The organism is Streptomyces sp. NPDC086787 (assembly GCF_044745865.1).
Lineage (GTDB): Bacteria > Actinomycetota > Actinomycetes > Streptomycetales > Streptomycetaceae > Streptomyces.
Map to the genome: position 1 here is coordinate 58,656 of NZ_JBIVBC010000006.1, position 15,351 is coordinate 74,006.

Consider the following 15,351-nt stretch of genomic DNA (forward strand, 5'->3'; position numbering starts at 1 on the left):
GCTAGGCGACGTTGACGCGCTGTCCGGGCGGGGCCGCCTCGAGCCACGCGAGAAAACCGGTCAGCGCGTCCTCGCTCATGGCCAGCTCCAGGCGCGTACCCCGGTGGGCGCAGGCGAGGATCACGGCGTCGGAGAGCAGCGCCAGTTCCTCCTCGCCCTCGGGATGCCGGCGGCCGGCCACCTCGATCGAGCCGCGCTCCAGCACCCGGCGCGGGCGGTAGGCGTAGGAGAAGACCCGGTACCACTCGATGCGGTCGCCGTTGTAGCGGGCGACGCCGTAGCTCCAGCCCTTGCCGCCCGTGTCGGGTTTCTCCGGTACGTCCCAGCGCAGGGAACAGTCGAACGTACCGCCGGAACGCTGGATGAGTCTGCGGCGCAGGCCGAACAGGAACAGCCCCACCACCACGAGCGCCACCACGACTCCGCACACAGTCAGAGCGAGGACCATCGACACCGACCTCCTCGTCTCTTAGGTAACGGAACGTAAAAAACACCCACATCTGCCTCAGCCGCGGCTGGTACCGGATCGCTCCGGTACCAGCCGCGGCTGAGTGTTACGTCATAGCCTGCGCTGGGTCAGCTCGTCGCCGCCGCACGCAGTCGGACATCCGCGCGGCGCTCGGCGGTGGCGTCGCCCTCCGCCTTCGCACGCTCCAGCTCCCGCTCCGCGCGCTGGACGTCGATCTCGTCCGACAGCTCGGCGATCTCGGCCAGCAACGACAGCTTGTTGTCCGCGAACGAGATGAAACCGCCGTGCACCGCGGCGACGACCGTCCCGCCGTCGTTCGTACGGATGGTCACCGGGCCCGACTCCAGCACACCGAGCAGCGGCTGGTGACCGGGCATGACGCCGATGTCGCCGGACGTGGTGCGCGCGACGACCAGGGTGGCCTCGCCGGACCAGACCTGGCGGTCCGCGGCGACCAGCTCGACATGCAGCTCAGCAGCCAAGGGTGGCTCCTCGGGTCACCACCCGGCGGTAGTGCCGGGTGTGGGTCAATTCTAGGGGGCGTGGCGAGAGGGGCGGACACACCCCCGCGGGTGTCACCCCGCAGGAGGTGTCCTGCCCCTCTCGGACGAGCACGGGGCTCAGGAGACGCCGAGCTCCTTGGCGTTGGCCTTGAGGTCCTCAATGCCACCGCACAGGAAGAACGCCTGCTCCGGGAAGTGGTCGTACTCACCGTCGATGATCGCGTTGAACGCGGTGATCGACTCGTCCAGCGGCACGTCCGAACCGTCGACGCCGGTGAACTGCTTGGCGACGTGGGTGTTCTGGGACAGGAAGCGCTCCACGCGACGGGCACGGTGGACGACGAGCTTGTCCTCCTCGCCGAGCTCGTCGATACCGAGGATCGCGATGATGTCCTGAAGGTCCTTGTACTTCTGCAGGACCGTCTTGACGCGCATCGCGGTGTTGTAGTGGTCCGCCGCGATGTAGCGGGGGTCCAGGATGCGGGACGTGGAGTCCAGCGGGTCCACGGCCGGGTAGATGCCCTTCTCCGAGATCGGACGGGAGAGAACCGTCGTCGCGTCGAGGTGGGCGAAGGTGGTGGCCGGGGCCGGGTCGGTCAGGTCGTCCGCGGGGACGTAGATCGCCTGCATCGAGGTGATCGAGTGACCACGGGTCGACGTGATGCGCTCCTGGAGGAGACCCATCTCGTCGGCCAGGTTCGGCTGGTAACCCACCGCGGACGGCATACGGCCGAGCAGCGTGGAGACCTCGGAACCGGCCTGCGTGAAGCGGAAGATGTTGTCGATGAAGAACAGCACGTCCTGCTTCTGGACGTCACGGAAGTACTCGGCCATGGTGAGGCCGGCCAGCGCGACGCGCAGACGGGTGCCCGGGGGCTCGTCCATCTGGCCGAAGACAAGGGCGGTCTTGTCGATGACGCCCGAGTCCGCCATCTCCTCGATGAGGTCGTTGCCCTCACGGGTGCGCTCGCCGACACCGGCGAACACGGAGACACCGTCGTGGTTGTTGGCGACGCGGTAGATCATCTCCTGGATGAGCACCGTCTTGCCGACGCCGGCACCACCGAACAGACCGATCTTGCCGCCCTTGACGTACGGGGTCAGCAGGTCGATGACCTTGACGCCGGTCTCGAACATCTCGGTCTTCGACTCGAGTTCGTCGAAGCGCGGGGCCTTGCGGTGGATGGACCAGCGCTCGCCCTCGTACTTCTCGTCGACGTTCAGCACCTCACCGAGGGTGTTGAACACCTTGCCCTTGGTGAAGTCGCCGACCGGGACGGTGATGCCCGTGCCGGTGTCGGTGACGGCGGCCTGGCGGACCAGACCGTCGGTGGGCTGCATCGAGATGGTGCGGACCAGGCCGTCACCCAGGTGCTGGGCGACCTCCAGGGTCAGCACCTTCTTCTCGCCGGCGTTGGCCGGGTCGGCCACCTCGACGTGCAGGGCGTTGTAGATCTCCGGCATCGCGTCGACGGGGAACTCCACGTCGACGACCGGGCCGATGACCCGGGCGACGCGGCCCGTGGCCGCCGCGGTCTCAACAGTGGTGGTCATTATCGGTCACTCCCCGCGGTCGCGTCGGCCAGGGCGCTGGCGCCACCGACGATCTCGCTGATTTCCTGGGTGATTTCGGCCTGGCGGGCCGCATTGGCAAGACGGGACAGCGTGTTGATCAGCTCGCCCGCGTTGTCGGTGGCCGACTTCATCGCGCGCCGCGTGGCGGCGTGCTTCGAAGCGGCCGACTGGAGCAGCGCGTTGTAGATACGGCTTTCCACGTAGCGCGGCAGAAGGGCGTCGAGGACGTCCTCCGCCGAGGGCTCGAAGTCGTACAGCGGAAGGATCTCGCCCTTGGGCGCTTCCTCCGCCACCTCTTCGAGGCTCAGCGGCAGCAGACGGGCGTCGAGCGCCGTCTGCGTCATCATCGACACGAACTCGGTGAAGACGATGTGGAGTTCGTCCACACCGCCGTCCGCCGTCTCCTTCTCGATGGCCTCGATCAGGGGCGCGGCGACCTTCTTGGCGTCCGCGTACGAGGGCTCGTCGGTGAAGCCCGACCACGACTCCGAGATCACACGCTCACGGAAGTTGTAGTGGGCGACACCGCGCCGGCCGACGATGTACGTGTCGACCTGCTTGCCCTCGCGCTCCAGGCGCTCGGTCAGCTGCTCCGCCGCCTTGATGGCGTTGGAGTTGAAGGCACCGGCCAGACCGCGGTCGCTCGTGAGGAGCAGGACTGCGGCACGGGTCGGGTTCTCCGTCTCCGTGGTGAGCGGGTGCTTGGTGTTCGACCCGGTACCGACCGCCGTGACCGCGCGGGTGAGCTCGGTCGCGTACGGCGCGGAGGCCGCCACCTTGCGCTGCGCCTTGACGACGCGCGAGGCGGCGATCATCTCCATCGCCTTGGTGATCTTCTTGGTCGCGGTGACGGATCGGATGCGACGCTTGTAGACCCGGAGCTGGGCTCCCATGAGTCAGGTCCCTTCCTTACGTCACTTGGCGGCAGCGGCCGGGACGTCCTCGCCGAGCAGCTTGCCGTCGGAGGTCTCGAACTGCTTCTTGAACTCCGCGATCGCGTCCGCGATGGCGGTGAGCGTGTCGTCCGACATCTTGCCGCCCTCCTTGATGGAGGTCATGAGGCCCTGCTCCTTGCGGTGCAGGTGCTCCAGCAGCTCCGTCTCGAAGCGGCGGATGTCGGCGACCGGGACCTCGTCCATCTTGCCGGTGGTACCGGCCCACACGGAGACGACCTGGTCCTCGGTCGGCATCGGCTGGTACTGAGCCTGCTTGAGCAGCTCGACCAGGCGCTGACCGCGCTCCAGCTGGGACTTCGACGCGGCGTCCAGGTCGGAACCGAAGGCGGCGAACGCCTCCAGCTCACGGTACTGGGCGAGGTCCAGACGGAGTCGGCCGGAGACCTGCTTCATCGCCTTGTGCTGCGCGGAACCACCGACTCGGGAGACGGAGATACCGACGTTCAGCGCGGGGCGCTGACCGGCGTTGAAGAGGTCCGACTCCAGGAAGCACTGGCCGTCGGTGATGGAGATGACGTTGGTCGGGATGAACGCCGAGACGTCGTTGGCCTTCGTCTCGACGATCGGCAGACCGGTCATCGAGCCGGCGCCCATGTCGTCGGAGAGCTTCGCGCAGCGCTCCAGCAGACGGGAGTGCAGGTAGAAGACGTCACCCGGGTAGGCCTCACGGCCCGGCGGGCGGCGCAGCAGCAGCGACACGGCGCGGTAGGCGTCGGCCTGCTTCGACAGGTCGTCGAAGATGATCAGGACGTGCTTGCCCTCGTACATCCACTGCTGGCCGATGGCCGAGCCGGTGTACGGCGCCAGGTACTTGAAGCCGGCCGGGTCGGACGCCGGGGCGGCGACGATGGTCGTGTACTCCAGCGCGCCGTTCTCCTCCAGCGCACGCCGGACCGACGCGATGGTCGAGCCCTTCTGGCCGATGGCGACGTAGATGCAGCGGACCTGCTTGTTCGGGTCGCCGGTGCGCCAGTTGTCGCGCTGGTTGATGATCGTGTCGACGGCCAGGGCGGTCTTGCCGGTCTGGCGGTCGCCGATGATCAGCTGACGCTGACCGCGGCCGACCGGGGTCATGGCGTCGACGGCCTTGTAGCCGGTCTCCATCGGCTCGTGCACCGACTTGCGCTGCATGACCGTGGGGGCCTGCAGCTCAAGGGCGCGGCGGCCGCTGGTCTCGATCTCGCCGAGGCCGTCGATCGGGTTGCCGAGCGGGTCGACAACGCGGCCGAGGTAGCCCTCGCCGACCGCGACGGAGAGGACCTCACCGGTGCGGTGCACCGGCTGACCCTCCTCGATGCCGCTGAACTCACCGAGGACGATGGCGCCGATCTCGCGCTCTTCCAGGTTCAGCGCGAGGCCGAGGGTGCCGTCCTCGAACTTGAGAAGTTCGTTGGCCATGGCCGAGGGCAGGCCCTCGACCTTCGCGATGCCGTCGCCGGCAAGGGTGACCGTACCGACCTCCTCGCGCGAGGCCGCGTCCGGCTTGTACGACTGGACGAAGTTCTCCAGCGCGTCCCGGATCTCCTCCGGCCGGATCGTGAGCTCCGCCATCTGGGTTCCCTGCTCTCCTTGTTGGGCCCGAAGTTTCACTTGGGGGGATGGGGGACTCCCCCCTGAACGAGGTGAATCCTCTGCACGGCCCAACCAGGGCCGTATGCGTACGTACTGCTGTTCTCGAATACTGAGGTGCCGTCGCCGGCGGTGTCGCTAGCTCGCCATGCGGCGGGCCGCGTCCTCCAGCCGGTCCGCGAGGGAACCGTTGATGACCTCGTCACCGACCTGCACCCGCATCCCGCCGACGACCTCGGGGTCGACGTCGAGGTTGAGGTGCATCGTGCGGCCGTAGAGCTTCGCGAGGGCGGCGCCGAGGCGCTGCTTCTGCGGGTCGCTCAGCGGGACCGCCGACGTGACGACCGCGACCATGCGGTCCCGGCGCTCGGCGGCGAGCTTGGACAGGGACTCGAGTCCCGACTCCAGGCTACGTCCCCGCGGCGCGGTCACAAGGCGCGTCATCAGACGCTCGGTGGTCGGCACGGCCCGGCTGCCGAGCAGCCTGTTCAGCAGCTCGGTCTTGGCCGCGGCGCCCGCCTTGCGGTCGGTCAGCGCGGCGCGCAGTCCGGTGTTCGAGGCGACGATCCGGCCGAACCGGAACAGCTCGTCCTCGACATCGTCCAGCCTGCCGGTCTGCTGCGCGGCGGTGAGGTCGGCGATGTCCGCCAGCTCCTCCAGCGCGTCCACCAGGTCGCGGGGCTGCGACCAGCGGGAGCGCACCGCCCCGGCCACCAGGTCGGCGGTCGGACCGCCGACGTGGCCGCCGATCAGTCGCTGGACCAGCTCGGCCTTGGCCTCACCGGCCTGCGCCGGGTCGGTGAGGACCCGACGCAGCGACACCTCGCGGTCGAGCAGCGCGGTGACCGTCGCCAGCTCGTCGGCGAGCCGCGTCACGTCCGTGGACGTGGTGTCCGTCAGCGCGTCGAGACGCTCGCGCGCGGCTGCCAGTGCCTCGCGGCTCGCTCCGTTCATCGCGCGGCCTCGGCCTTCTCCTCAAGCTCGTCGAGGAAACGGTCGATCACACGGCTCTGGCGGGCGTGGTCCTCGAGGGACTCGCCGACGAGCTTGCCGGCCAGTTCGGTGGCGAGCTTGCCGACGTCCTGCCGCAGCGCGGACGAGGCGGCCTTGCGGTCGGCCTCGATCTGCGCGTGACCGGCGGTGACGATCTCCTCGCGCTGACGCTGGCCTTCGGCCCGCATCTCGGCGATGAGCGTGGCGCCCTGCTCCTGAGCCTCCTGGCGCAGGCGCGCGGCCTCGTGCCGAGCCTCGGCGAGCTGAGCCTTGTACTGCTCAAGGACGCTCTGGGCCTCGGTCTGTGCGGCCTCGGCCTTCTCGATACCGCCTTCGATGGCCTCGCGGCGCTCTTCCAGAACCTTGTTGATGTTCGGGAGGAGCTTCTTGGCGAGGAAGCCGAAGACGATGACGAAAGCGATCAGGCCGATGACGAGCTCTGGGATCGGCGGGATGAGGGGGTTTTCGGCCTCCTCAGCCGCCAGCTGAACCAGGGGGCTCATATCAGTGCCTTTCGTCTATGTGGTGCGCGGCGGTCGGGTCAGGAGGCCGGGTAGACGAACGGCATGACCAGACCGATCAGGGCGAGCGCCTCACAGAAGGCGAAGCCGAGGATCTGGTTGGCGCGGATCAGACCGGCCGCCTCGGGCTGGCGGGCGAGGGCCTGCGTGCCGTTACCGAAGATGATGCCGACGCCGACGCCCGGGCCGATGGCGGCGAGACCGTAACCGATGGAGCCGAGGTTGCCCTTGATCTGGACGCCGGCGGCAAGGGTTTCGAGAGCGGACATGCCGGTTCTTCCTTCTCTTTCAATGACCGGTGGGGGTTGGCCACCGGATGTACATGGGTGGGTGTTCGGGTCGCTCAGTGGTGCTCGGCGAGCGCGCCCTGGATGAAGCTGCAGGTCAGCAGTACGAAGACATAGGCCTGGACAGCCTGGATGAAGAGCTCGAAGGCGGTCATCACGATGACCATCAGGAACGAGACACCGGAAAAGGCGATGCCGAAGCCGTTCAGCATGTACCAGCTGGCGACCGTGAAGAGCAGCAGCAGGGTGTGACCGGCGAACATGTTCGCGAAGAGTCGCACGGCGTGGGTGAAGGGCCGCACGAGCAGGTTCGAGAACAGCTCGATCGTCATCGACAGGGGGAGGACGCCACCGAGCGACTTGTCGTAGCCGGTGAAGTTCTTGAAGGCCCCGACGAAGCCCTGGCGCTTGAAGGTCAGCGAAACCCAGAGGATGTAGACGATGGCCGCCAGTACCGCGGGGTACGAGATGATCGCGGTCACCGGGAACTGGGCGATCGGGATGATCGACCAGAGGTTCATCATCCAGATGAAGAAGAACAGCGAGACGACGAGCGGGACGTACTTCTCGCCTTCCTTCTTGCCGATCGTCTCGTAGACGACCCCGCGCCGGATGAAGTCGTACCCGGTCTCGGCGACCATCTGGAGCTTGCCCGGAACGACCTTCGGCTTGGCGAAGGCGGCCCAGAAGAAGCCGACGATGATGATGGAACCGAGGAGCGCCAGCAGCATCGTCTTGTTGAAGTACAAGTTGCTGTCCGCGTCGCCCCAGAGCGGCTTGAACAGGAACGAGTGCAGGCCCGGAGCGACCGTGTCGAAGCCGCACCCGTCGTTTCCGAGCAGGTGGCAGCTCGTGTCGAAAGCGAGCGTCTTCGGGTCAGCACTCACCGCGGGCTCCTTCAGCGTGGCGCATAGGTACGGCAACCTCGTTGTGTCGGCGCGGCGTGCAGCCGCGGTTCGGCACGGGACTGGTGTTACGGGTGTGGGGGCGGCTGTGGGGCATCTCGCCTCGCGATTGAGCAGGCGTCAGCTCGGATGCCCGCGCCCGCGATGCCGCAGTTGGCACCGGACGATAGCAGGATCTCTCGTGCGCCTTTATCCCGGCCCTACCCCTCACGACGAGCGGCCCGACTTCTCGGACTTCTCCGACGAGTCGGGTTCGACGTAAAGGATCTTTGCCTTCATGTGAGCACGCGTCTGCGCGCCGATCCACGTGAGGGTGGCGACGACGAGAGCGATGGCGAAGGCCCGGGGGTTGAACAACGTCGTGTTCTTGAAGGCGGCGACGAAGACGAAGAGGAGCAGCAGCTGGACCGCGTAGAGCATCAGGCCCATCATCTGGAACAGCTGCGGGAACGACTTGGCGGTGCGTTGCAGCACGTACAGGCCGATTCCCATGAAGAGCATCACCACGACCGTCCCGATGACCGCCCCGATGGCCCCCTTGCCGCCCGCGACCACCGCGCTGACGACGGCGACGAGCGCGCCGACGGCAGCCGTGGGTACGGCGGCCTGGGCCAGGATCCGGGCGTCATTGGACGGCATGGCGGCAACTCCGCTTTCACAGGGGGCAGGTGTCGTCATGGACGAGCGTAGTCCCGGTCTGAGTGCGTGAGAGCACACGCCCAGGGACCGCTGTCTGGCGGTCCTTGGGCTCCGTCCGGGGTTCTCGTGAACCGTATCACAAACTATTTGATGAGGTCTTTACCTGGTGGGTGTGCTTGCTGTCACACATGAGAGTGACAGTGCCCGTCTGTGCAAGAACCAGGGGAGCTTGTCTGGTATTGGGGGTCTTTGCTCCCCCACGAGTTGGCAATGCTCTAGTCAGATTCTTACCTTGCGGTCCTTGGTGAGACCCGCACGAGGACCAATCGCGGTTGCGCCGTTGACGGACGGGGCACCCGACGTGACCCCGACCGGCTCCCCCGCCTCCTGCTCCCGGACGCTGCCCGGAGCCTCCGACGCGAGGGCGCGGGCCGCCCGGCGACGGCGGTAGCGAGGCGGCACGAAGTGCTCGGCCCAGCGGGGAGCGCGCGGGGTGAACCGCGGCAGCAGAAGCAGGATCAGACCGATCGCGCTGAAGAAGACGACCCCGAGCACGATCCACATCGACGCGGAGTTCACCGAGTACGCCAGCGCCCCGAAGCCGATCAGCGCCGACCAGAAGTACATGATCAGCACGGCCCTGCTGTGCGAGTGGCCGATCTCCAGGAGCCGGTGGTGCAGATGCCCTCGGTCGGCCGCGAACGGCGACTGGCCGCGCCAGGTGCGGCGCACGATGGCCAGCACCAGGTCGGCGGCCGGCACCGCGATGATCGTCAGCGGCAGCAGCAGCGGGATGTAGACCGGTACCGTCTGGTGCACCGCAGCCTTCTCCGAACCGGTGAACAGCGCGAGCGCGTCCGGGTCGACCTGGCCGGTGATCGAGATCGCGCCCGCCGCGAGCACCAGGCCGAGCAGCATCGACCCGGAGTCGCCCATGAAGATCCGCGCGGGATGCATGTTGTGCGGCAGGAAGCCCAGGCACATGCCCATCAGGATGGCCGCGAACAGCGTGCCCGGTGCGGCGGCCTCGATGCCGTACGAGTACCAGATCCGGTACGAGTACAGGAAGAACGCGGCCGAGGCGATGCACACCATGCCCGCGGCGAGACCGTCCAGGCCGTCCACGAAATTCACCGCGTTGATGGTGATGACCACCAGCGCCACCGTCAGCAGCGTGCCCTGCCACTGGGTCAGCGCCACATTGCCGACGCCCGGGACGGGCAGCCACAGGATTGTCAGACCCTGCATGACCATGACGCCCGCGGCGATCATCTGGCCGCCCAGCTTGATCAGGGCGTCGATCTCGAACTTGTCGTCCAGTACACCGATCAGCCAGATCAGCGCCGCGCCGGAGAGCAGCGCGCGCGGCTCGTTCGACTTGACGAACACCTCACTGAGGTTGGTGAGGTGGTCGGCGACCAGCAGCCCCGCGCACAACCCGAAGAACATCGCGATGCCACCGAGGCGCGGAGTCGGTTCCCGGTGCACGTCACGCGCCCGGATCTGCGGCATCGCTCCTGCCACGATCGCGAACTTGCGTACCGGCCCTGTCAGCAGATACGTCACCGCGGCCGTGATGCAGAGCGTCAGCAGGTATTCACGCACGGGCTTCCCCACAGGTCTCGCTGGCCATCACAGCCCCACACACTAGCGACGTACGCATATCCGTGAGGACTTCCGGGTAGCGACGATGGTTGCACGCGTGGCTGTGTGCGTATGCGTACGCCCTTGCGCCTACCCGCGATCAGGCGGGGTACGGCGGGAAGGCGCCCGCCAGTCCCCGGACCTCGTCCCGGGCGCCCGTGACATCGATCTCCCCACGCAGCACCCCCGCCATCAGCACGGCGATCCGGGCCATCTCCGGCTCCCCCATGCCCTGCGTGGTCAGCGCCGCCGTGCCCAGCCGCAGCCCGCGGGCGTCGGCGTGCGGCAACGGGCAGCAGTCCAGCACCATCCCGGCGGCGGCCAGCCGGCCGCGCGCCGCACGGCCGTCGATGCCGAGCGGCGCGGGGTCCACGGTGATCAGGTGGGTGTCCGTGCCGCCCGTGGTGACCGCGAAGCCCTCGTCTGCCAGCTCGGCGGCCATCGTCCGGGCATTGGCGACCACCTGGTGGGCGTACGCGGCGAAGGCCGGCGTCGCCGCCTCGCCGAACGCCACGGCCTTGGCCGCGATGGTGTGCATCTGGGCGCCGCCCTGGGTGAACGGGAACACGGCCCGGTCGACGCGCCCGGCCAGCTCGGCGCCGCACAGGATCATCCCGCCACGCGGTCCGCGCAGCACCTTGTGCGTGGTCGCGCACACGATGTCCGCGTACGGCACCGGACTGGGCGCCGCTCCCCCGGCGACGAGTCCGATGGGATGGGCCGCGTCGGCGATGAGATAGGCGCCCACCTCGTCGGCCACCTCACGGAAGAAGGCGTAGTCGATGTGGCGCGGGTAGGCGATGGACCCGCACACGATCGCCTTGGGCCGGTGCGCCCTGGCCAGGGTGCGGACCTGGTCGTGGTCGATGAGCCCGGTCTCCGCGTCGACTCCGTATCCGACGAAGTCGAACCAGCGGCCGGAGAAGTTCACCGGGGAGCCATGGGTGAGGTGACCGCCGTACGGCAGCCCGAGCGCGAGGACGGTGTCACCGGGCCGCAGCAGGGTGGCGTAGGCGGCGAGCACGGCGGACGAGCCGGAGTGCGGCTGCACATTGGCGTGCGCGGCACCGAACAGGGCCGTGGCCCGCTCGACCGCGACCCGCTCGGCGACGTCCACGATCTCGCAGCCGCCGTGGTGACGTGCCCCCGGATAGCCCTCCGCGTACTTGTTGGCGAGCGGCGAGCCCAGCGCGGCCAGCACCGCGGGCGACGTGAAGTTCTCCGCCGCGATCAGCTGAAGCGTCGTCGACTGCCGGTCGACCTCTCCCAGCAGGATCTCGGCCAGCTCCGGGTCCTGCCGCCGCAGGACATCGGCCTCAAGCGTATGGGTGACCGACATGGCGGGCTCCCGGGCGGTCGACGGTGACGTAGCTCCAATGTAGGCCCGGCACCGGCGGGGTGCGCGTGGTCGTCGGCCGACCGGGCAACACCCACCGCGCGCACGTGCGCACCGCCGGCCGTCAGGCCCGCGCCGGTACCCCCGTCAGTGCCGTCACCACCGGGTCCAGTGCCTCGCCTATCTCGTCGCCGATCGAGCGGAAGAACGGGAGCGGCGCTCCGTAGGGGTCGTAGACCTCGTCCGCCTCCGCCGACGGCGCGAGCAGCCAGCCGCGGAGGGCCGCCGCGGCGCGGACCAGGGCACGGGCGCGGGCGACCACGCCGTCCTCCAGCGGGGGCAGGGTCGTCGGGTCTATCGCACGCACCAGGCGGGTGAACTCCTTCAGCGTGAAGGTGCGCAGGCCCGCCGAGTGGCCCATGGAGATGACCTGGGCGCGATGGTCGCGGGTCGCGGTCAGCACCAGGTCGGCCATGATGACGTGCTCGTCGAGCAGCTCACGGCCGGTGAAGCCGGAGGCGTCCGCGCCGAACTCGGCCAGCACGGCCTCCGCGTTGGCCTCCATCGGCGCGCCCTCGTGGCCCCAGGTGCCCGCGCTCTCCACGATCAGGCCGCCGCCCAGCACACCGAGCCGCTCCATCACGAAATGCCGGGTCAGCCGCTCGGTGATCGGCGAGCGGCACACATTGCCGGTGCTGACGTGGAGGATGCGGAAGCTGTCGGGCGGAAGCCCCACGAACGTGGTCGTGATCTCCGCCACGCGCTCCCCGTTGCCTATGCCACGCATGGGGGCGCCCCCTGCTCGAGCGAAGCCGAGAGCTTGGGGGATTCAGGGGCTGTCAATTCGCCACCTCGAGGTCGGGTACGACCTTCCGCAGCTCCTCCGCCGAGATCGCGCCCGCGCGCAGCAGCACCGGCACGTCGCCGGTGACGTCGACGATCGAGGACGCCGCGTTGCCGGGGGTCGGGCCGCCGTCGAGGTAGACGGAGACGGAGTCACCGAGCATCTGCTGTGCGGCGTCGCAGTCCTCCGGCGCCGGGTGGCCGGTGAGGTTCGCGGACGACACGGCCATCGGGCCGACCTCGGTGAGCAGTTCGATGGCGACCGGGTGCAGCGGCATCCGCACGGCGACGGTGCCCCGGGTGTCCCCGAGGTCCCACTGGAGGGACGGCTGGTGCCGGGCGACGAGCGTGAGGCCGCCCGGCCAGAACGCGTCGACCAGTTCCCAGGCCATCTCGGAGAAGTCGGTGACCAGGCCGTGCAGCGTGTTCGGCGAGCCGATCAGCACGGGGGTGGGCATGTTGCGGCCACGGCCCTTGGCCTCCAGCAGGTCGGCGACGGCCTCCGCGGAGAACGCGTCGGCGCCGATGCCGTACAGCGTGTCGGTCGGCAGCACCACGAGTTCGCCCCGGCGGACGGCGGACGCGGCCTCACGCAGACCCGTCGCGCGGTCGGTCGCGTCGTTGGTGTCGTATCGCCGTGCCATCTCTAGCGGGCCTCCTCGTACACGTACTGCTGGCTTGACGTCTGGGGCGCGCTCACGGCAGCGCCCTGCGGGCGGTCGCGAAGCGCGGGCGGTTGTTGAGGTCCGGGTGGTCGGCCGCGTCGGCCCAGCCCCGCTCCTCGGTGAAGATCCACGGCACCTGCCCGCCCTGGGTGTCGGCGTGCTCGATGACGACGACCCCGCCGGGGCGCAGCAGCCGGTGTGCGGTGCGCTCCAGTCCGCGGATCAGGTCGAGTCCGTCCTCCCCCGAGAACAACGCCAGCTGCGGGTCGTAGTCACGGGCCTCGGGAGCGACATACTCCCACTCCGTGAGCGGGATGTAAGGCGGATTGGAGATGACCAGGTCGACCTGGCCGTCGAGGTCTGGGAAGGCGTCCAGGGCGTTGCCCTGCCGCAGGTCGACCCGGGACCCCTCCATGTTCTTGCGGGTCCACCGGAGCGCGTCGTCGGACAGCTCCACGGCGTGCACCCGCGAGCGCGGGACCTCCTGGGCGAGGGCCAGCGCGATGGCACCCGAGCCGGTGCACAGGTCGACGATGAGCGGCTCGACGACGTCCATGGCGCGTACCGCGTCTATGGCCCAGCCGACCACCGACTCGGTCTCCGGCCGCGGTACGAAGACACCGGGGCCGACCTGGAGCTCCAGATAGCGGAAGTAGGCGCGCCCGGTGATGTGCTGGAGCGGCTCACGCTGCTCGCGCCGGGCGATGACCTCCCAGTAGCGGGCGTCGAAGTCGGCGTCCTTCACGGAGTGCAGTTGGCCCCGCTTCACGCTGTGCACGAACGCGGCGAGTTCCTCCGCGTCGGTGCGCGGCGAGGGCACGCCGGCGTCGGCCAGCCGCTGGGTGGCCTGGGCCACCTCCGCGAGCAGCACGCTGCGGGGGCCCTGGGGTCGCCCCCCGAATTCTTGCTGCACGCTGGTCCTCCGTGTGGGGTGTGCTCAGTACGTCGTGCCGCGACTTAGGCGGCGGCGAGCTTGGCGGCCGAGTCCGCGTCGACGCAGGCCTGGATCACCGCGTCGAGTTCGCCGTCCAGGACCTGGTCCAGGTTGTACGCCTTGAAGCCGACGCGGTGGTCCGAGATGCGGTTCTCCGGGAAGTTGTAGGTGCGGATCTTCTCGGAGCGGTCGACGGTGCGGACCTGGCTGCGCCGGGCGTCCGCGGCCTCACGCTCCGCCTCCTCCTGTGCCGCCGCGAGCAGCCTGGAGCGCAGGATACGCAGAGCCTGCTCCTTGTTCTGCAGCTGGCTCTTCTCGTTCTGGCAGGAGGCGACGACTCCGGTGGGGAGGTGCGTGATACGGACCGCGGAGTCGGTGGTGTTGACGGACTGGCCGCCGGGGCCGGAGGACCGGTAGACGTCGATGCGCAGGTCGTTCGGGTTGATCTCGACGTCGACCTCCTCGGCCTCCGGGGTCACCAGGACTCCGGCGGCGGAGGTGTGGATACGGCCCTGGGACTCGGTGGCCGGCACGCGCTGCACGCGGTGCACGCCGCCCTCGTACTTCAGCCGGGCCCATACGCCCTGGCCGGGCTCGGTGGCGCCCTGGCCGCCCTTGGTCTTCACCGCGACCTGGACGTCCTTGTAGCCGCCCAGCTCGGACTCGGTGGAGTCGATGATCTCGGTCTTCCAGCCGATGCGCTCCGCGTAGCGCAGGTACATGCGCAGCAGGTCACCGGCGAACAGGGCGGACTCGTCGCCGCCGGCTCCCGCCTTGATCTCCAGGATGACGTCCTTGTCGTCGCTCGGGTCGCGCGGAACGAGCAGCAGGCGCAGCTTCTCCGTGAGCTCCTCGCGCTGCTTCTCCAGCACCTTCACCTCGGCGGCGAAGTCCGGGTCGGCGGCGGCGAATTCACGCGCGGTCTCGATGTCGTCGCCGGTCTGCTTCCAGGAGCGGTACGTGGCGACGATCGGGGTGAGCTCGGCGTAGCGCTTGTTCAGCTTGCGCGCGTTGGCCTGGTCCGCGTGCACCGACGGGTCGGCGAGCTTCGTCTCCAGGTCGGCGTGCTCACCGATGAGTTCCTCGACGGCCTCGAACATCTTGGGCTCCTGAATACTGCGGGTGAAGGACAGGCGACGACCAAAAACGCCGGTCCCGGCCCGCCCGTGGAGGGACGAGGCCGATGACCGGCGAAATGGAGCTCGCTACTTCTTGGAGCCGGAAGCCTTGCCGAAGCGGGCCTCGAAGCGGGCCACACGGCCACCGGTGTCGAGGATCTTCTGCTTGCCCGTGTAGAACGGGTGGCACTCGGAGCAGACCTCGGCCCGGATCGCGCCGGACTCGATGGTGCTGTGGGTGGTGAACGACGCACCGCAGGTGCAGCTGACCTGCGTCTCGACGTACGCGGGGTGAATGTCGCGCTTCAAGGTGTCTCCTAGGTTCGGGAGGGCACCGGGTCGCATCCGCGGGCTGCGAAGGCGTGAACCGGGGCCGACGTACCAGTCTGCCAGC

17 protein-coding genes are annotated in these 15,351 nt (G+C 68.8%); all 17 read right to left on the reverse strand.

The annotated features are described in order from the left end of the window. Position 1: 1 nt before the first annotated feature. The 17 genes from ACIPK3_RS16745 to rpmE all read right to left on the reverse strand — a co-directional run bounded on the left by ACIPK3_RS16745 (position 2) and on the right by rpmE (position 15,266). A complete protein-coding gene (locus ACIPK3_RS16745; protein ID WP_402570314.1) occupies positions 2-448 on the reverse strand; it encodes a DUF2550 domain-containing protein in 447 nt (148 codons plus the stop codon). A 128-nt stretch (positions 449-576) separates the two neighbouring features. Continuing rightward, positions 577-951 (reverse strand): F0F1 ATP synthase subunit epsilon, encoded by a 375-nt coding sequence (locus tag ACIPK3_RS16750; protein WP_402570316.1) that lies wholly within the window; start codon positions 949-951, stop codon positions 577-579. A gap of 138 nt (positions 952-1,089) precedes the next feature. After that, a complete protein-coding gene (atpD, locus tag ACIPK3_RS16755; RefSeq protein WP_402570318.1) occupies positions 1,090-2,526 on the reverse strand; it encodes a F0F1 ATP synthase subunit beta in 1,437 nt (478 codons plus the stop codon). Then, positions 2,526-3,440, reverse strand: a complete 915-nt coding sequence (locus ACIPK3_RS16760) for a F0F1 ATP synthase subunit gamma (RefSeq protein ID WP_402570320.1) — start codon at positions 3,438-3,440, stop codon at positions 2,526-2,528. The genes atpD and ACIPK3_RS16760 overlap by 1 nt, the downstream gene beginning before the upstream one ends. A 21-nt stretch (positions 3,441-3,461) precedes the next feature. Beyond that, positions 3,462-5,054: a F0F1 ATP synthase subunit alpha gene (atpA, locus tag ACIPK3_RS16765; protein WP_402570322.1), complete on the reverse strand. Its 1,593-nt coding sequence runs from the start codon at positions 5,052-5,054 to the stop codon at positions 3,462-3,464. Between the two features lie 156 nt (positions 5,055-5,210). Then, the gene (locus tag ACIPK3_RS16770) at positions 5,211-6,026 is read right to left on the reverse strand and encodes a F0F1 ATP synthase subunit delta (protein ID WP_402570324.1); all 816 of its coding nucleotides are present in this window, start codon (positions 6,024-6,026) and stop codon (positions 5,211-5,213) included. Continuing rightward, entirely contained in the window at positions 6,023-6,568 is a 546-nt protein-coding gene (locus tag ACIPK3_RS16775) for a F0F1 ATP synthase subunit B (protein WP_402570326.1), read from the reverse strand. Before ACIPK3_RS16775 ends, ACIPK3_RS16770 begins: the two co-directional genes overlap by 4 nt. A 38-nt stretch (positions 6,569-6,606) precedes the next feature. Then, positions 6,607-6,855 carry an ATP synthase subunit C gene (locus ACIPK3_RS16780; protein ID WP_018544514.1) on the reverse strand — a complete coding sequence of 83 codons (249 nt, stop codon included), beginning with the start codon at positions 6,853-6,855 and terminating at the stop codon, positions 6,607-6,609. Positions 6,856-6,929: 74 nt separating this feature from the next. Further along, positions 6,930-7,760 carry a F0F1 ATP synthase subunit A gene (atpB, locus tag ACIPK3_RS16785; protein ID WP_402570328.1) on the reverse strand — a complete coding sequence of 277 codons (831 nt, stop codon included), beginning with the start codon at positions 7,758-7,760 and terminating at the stop codon, positions 6,930-6,932. A 225-nt stretch (positions 7,761-7,985) separates the two neighbouring features. After that, positions 7,986-8,417 carry a hypothetical protein gene (locus ACIPK3_RS16790; protein WP_402570329.1) on the reverse strand — a complete coding sequence of 144 codons (432 nt, stop codon included), beginning with the start codon at positions 8,415-8,417 and terminating at the stop codon, positions 7,986-7,988. A gap of 279 nt (positions 8,418-8,696) precedes the next feature. Further along, the gene (locus ACIPK3_RS16795; RefSeq protein ID WP_402570331.1) at positions 8,697-10,022 is read right to left on the reverse strand and encodes an MraY family glycosyltransferase; all 1,326 of its coding nucleotides are present in this window, start codon (positions 10,020-10,022) and stop codon (positions 8,697-8,699) included. A 139-nt stretch (positions 10,023-10,161) separates the two neighbouring features. Then, entirely contained in the window at positions 10,162-11,400 is a 1,239-nt protein-coding gene (gene glyA, locus ACIPK3_RS16800) for a serine hydroxymethyltransferase (RefSeq protein WP_402570332.1), read from the reverse strand. 121 nt (positions 11,401-11,521) lie between these two features. After that, complete coding sequence (locus ACIPK3_RS16805; RefSeq protein WP_402570334.1) at positions 11,522-12,184, reverse strand: protein-tyrosine-phosphatase; 663 nt, start codon at positions 12,182-12,184, stop codon at positions 11,522-11,524. Between the two features lie 52 nt (positions 12,185-12,236). After that, complete coding sequence (locus tag ACIPK3_RS16810; protein WP_402570336.1) at positions 12,237-12,884, reverse strand: L-threonylcarbamoyladenylate synthase; 648 nt, start codon at positions 12,882-12,884, stop codon at positions 12,237-12,239. A 52-nt stretch (positions 12,885-12,936) separates the two neighbouring features. Further along, positions 12,937-13,776, reverse strand: a complete 840-nt coding sequence (gene prmC, locus ACIPK3_RS16815; RefSeq protein WP_402570783.1) for a peptide chain release factor N(5)-glutamine methyltransferase — start codon at positions 13,774-13,776, stop codon at positions 12,937-12,939. A gap of 86 nt (positions 13,777-13,862) precedes the next feature. Further along, positions 13,863-14,939 carry a peptide chain release factor 1 gene (prfA, locus tag ACIPK3_RS16820; RefSeq protein ID WP_402570338.1) on the reverse strand — a complete coding sequence of 359 codons (1,077 nt, stop codon included), beginning with the start codon at positions 14,937-14,939 and terminating at the stop codon, positions 13,863-13,865. A 105-nt stretch (positions 14,940-15,044) separates the two neighbouring features. Then, positions 15,045-15,266 carry a 50S ribosomal protein L31 gene (gene rpmE, locus ACIPK3_RS16825; RefSeq protein ID WP_402570340.1) on the reverse strand — a complete coding sequence of 74 codons (222 nt, stop codon included), beginning with the start codon at positions 15,264-15,266 and terminating at the stop codon, positions 15,045-15,047. Positions 15,267-15,351: the final 85 nt, after the last annotated feature.

Bases quoted from the DNA above. Each gene is read 5' to 3' on its own strand.
- ACIPK3_RS16745 (WP_402570314.1), bottom strand. From the start codon at position 448: ATGGTCCTCGCTCTGACTGTGTGCGGAGTCGTGGTGGCGCTCGTGGTG.
- atpD (WP_402570318.1), bottom strand. From the start codon at position 2,526: ATGACCACCACTGTTGAGACCGCGGCGGCCACGGGCCGCGTCGCCCGG.
- ACIPK3_RS16760 (WP_402570320.1), bottom strand. From the start codon at position 3,440: ATGGGAGCCCAGCTCCGGGTCTACAAGCGTCGCATCCGATCCGTCACC.
- atpA (WP_402570322.1), bottom strand. From the start codon at position 5,054: ATGGCGGAGCTCACGATCCGGCCGGAGGAGATCCGGGACGCGCTGGAG.
- ACIPK3_RS16770 (WP_402570324.1), bottom strand. From the start codon at position 6,026: ATGAACGGAGCGAGCCGCGAGGCACTGGCAGCCGCGCGCGAGCGTCTC.
- ACIPK3_RS16775 (WP_402570326.1), bottom strand. From the start codon at position 6,568: ATGAGCCCCCTGGTTCAGCTGGCGGCTGAGGAGGCCGAAAACCCCCTC.
- ACIPK3_RS16780 (WP_018544514.1), bottom strand. From the start codon at position 6,855: ATGTCCGCTCTCGAAACCCTTGCCGCCGGCGTCCAGATCAAGGGCAAC.
- ACIPK3_RS16790 (WP_402570329.1), bottom strand. From the start codon at position 8,417: ATGCCGTCCAATGACGCCCGGATCCTGGCCCAGGCCGCCGTACCCACG.
- glyA (WP_402570332.1), bottom strand. From the start codon at position 11,400: ATGTCGGTCACCCATACGCTTGAGGCCGATGTCCTGCGGCGGCAGGAC.
- ACIPK3_RS16805 (WP_402570334.1), bottom strand. From the start codon at position 12,184: ATGCGTGGCATAGGCAACGGGGAGCGCGTGGCGGAGATCACGACCACG.
- ACIPK3_RS16810 (WP_402570336.1), bottom strand. From the start codon at position 12,884: ATGGCACGGCGATACGACACCAACGACGCGACCGACCGCGCGACGGGT.
- prfA (WP_402570338.1), bottom strand. From the start codon at position 14,939: ATGTTCGAGGCCGTCGAGGAACTCATCGGTGAGCACGCCGACCTGGAG.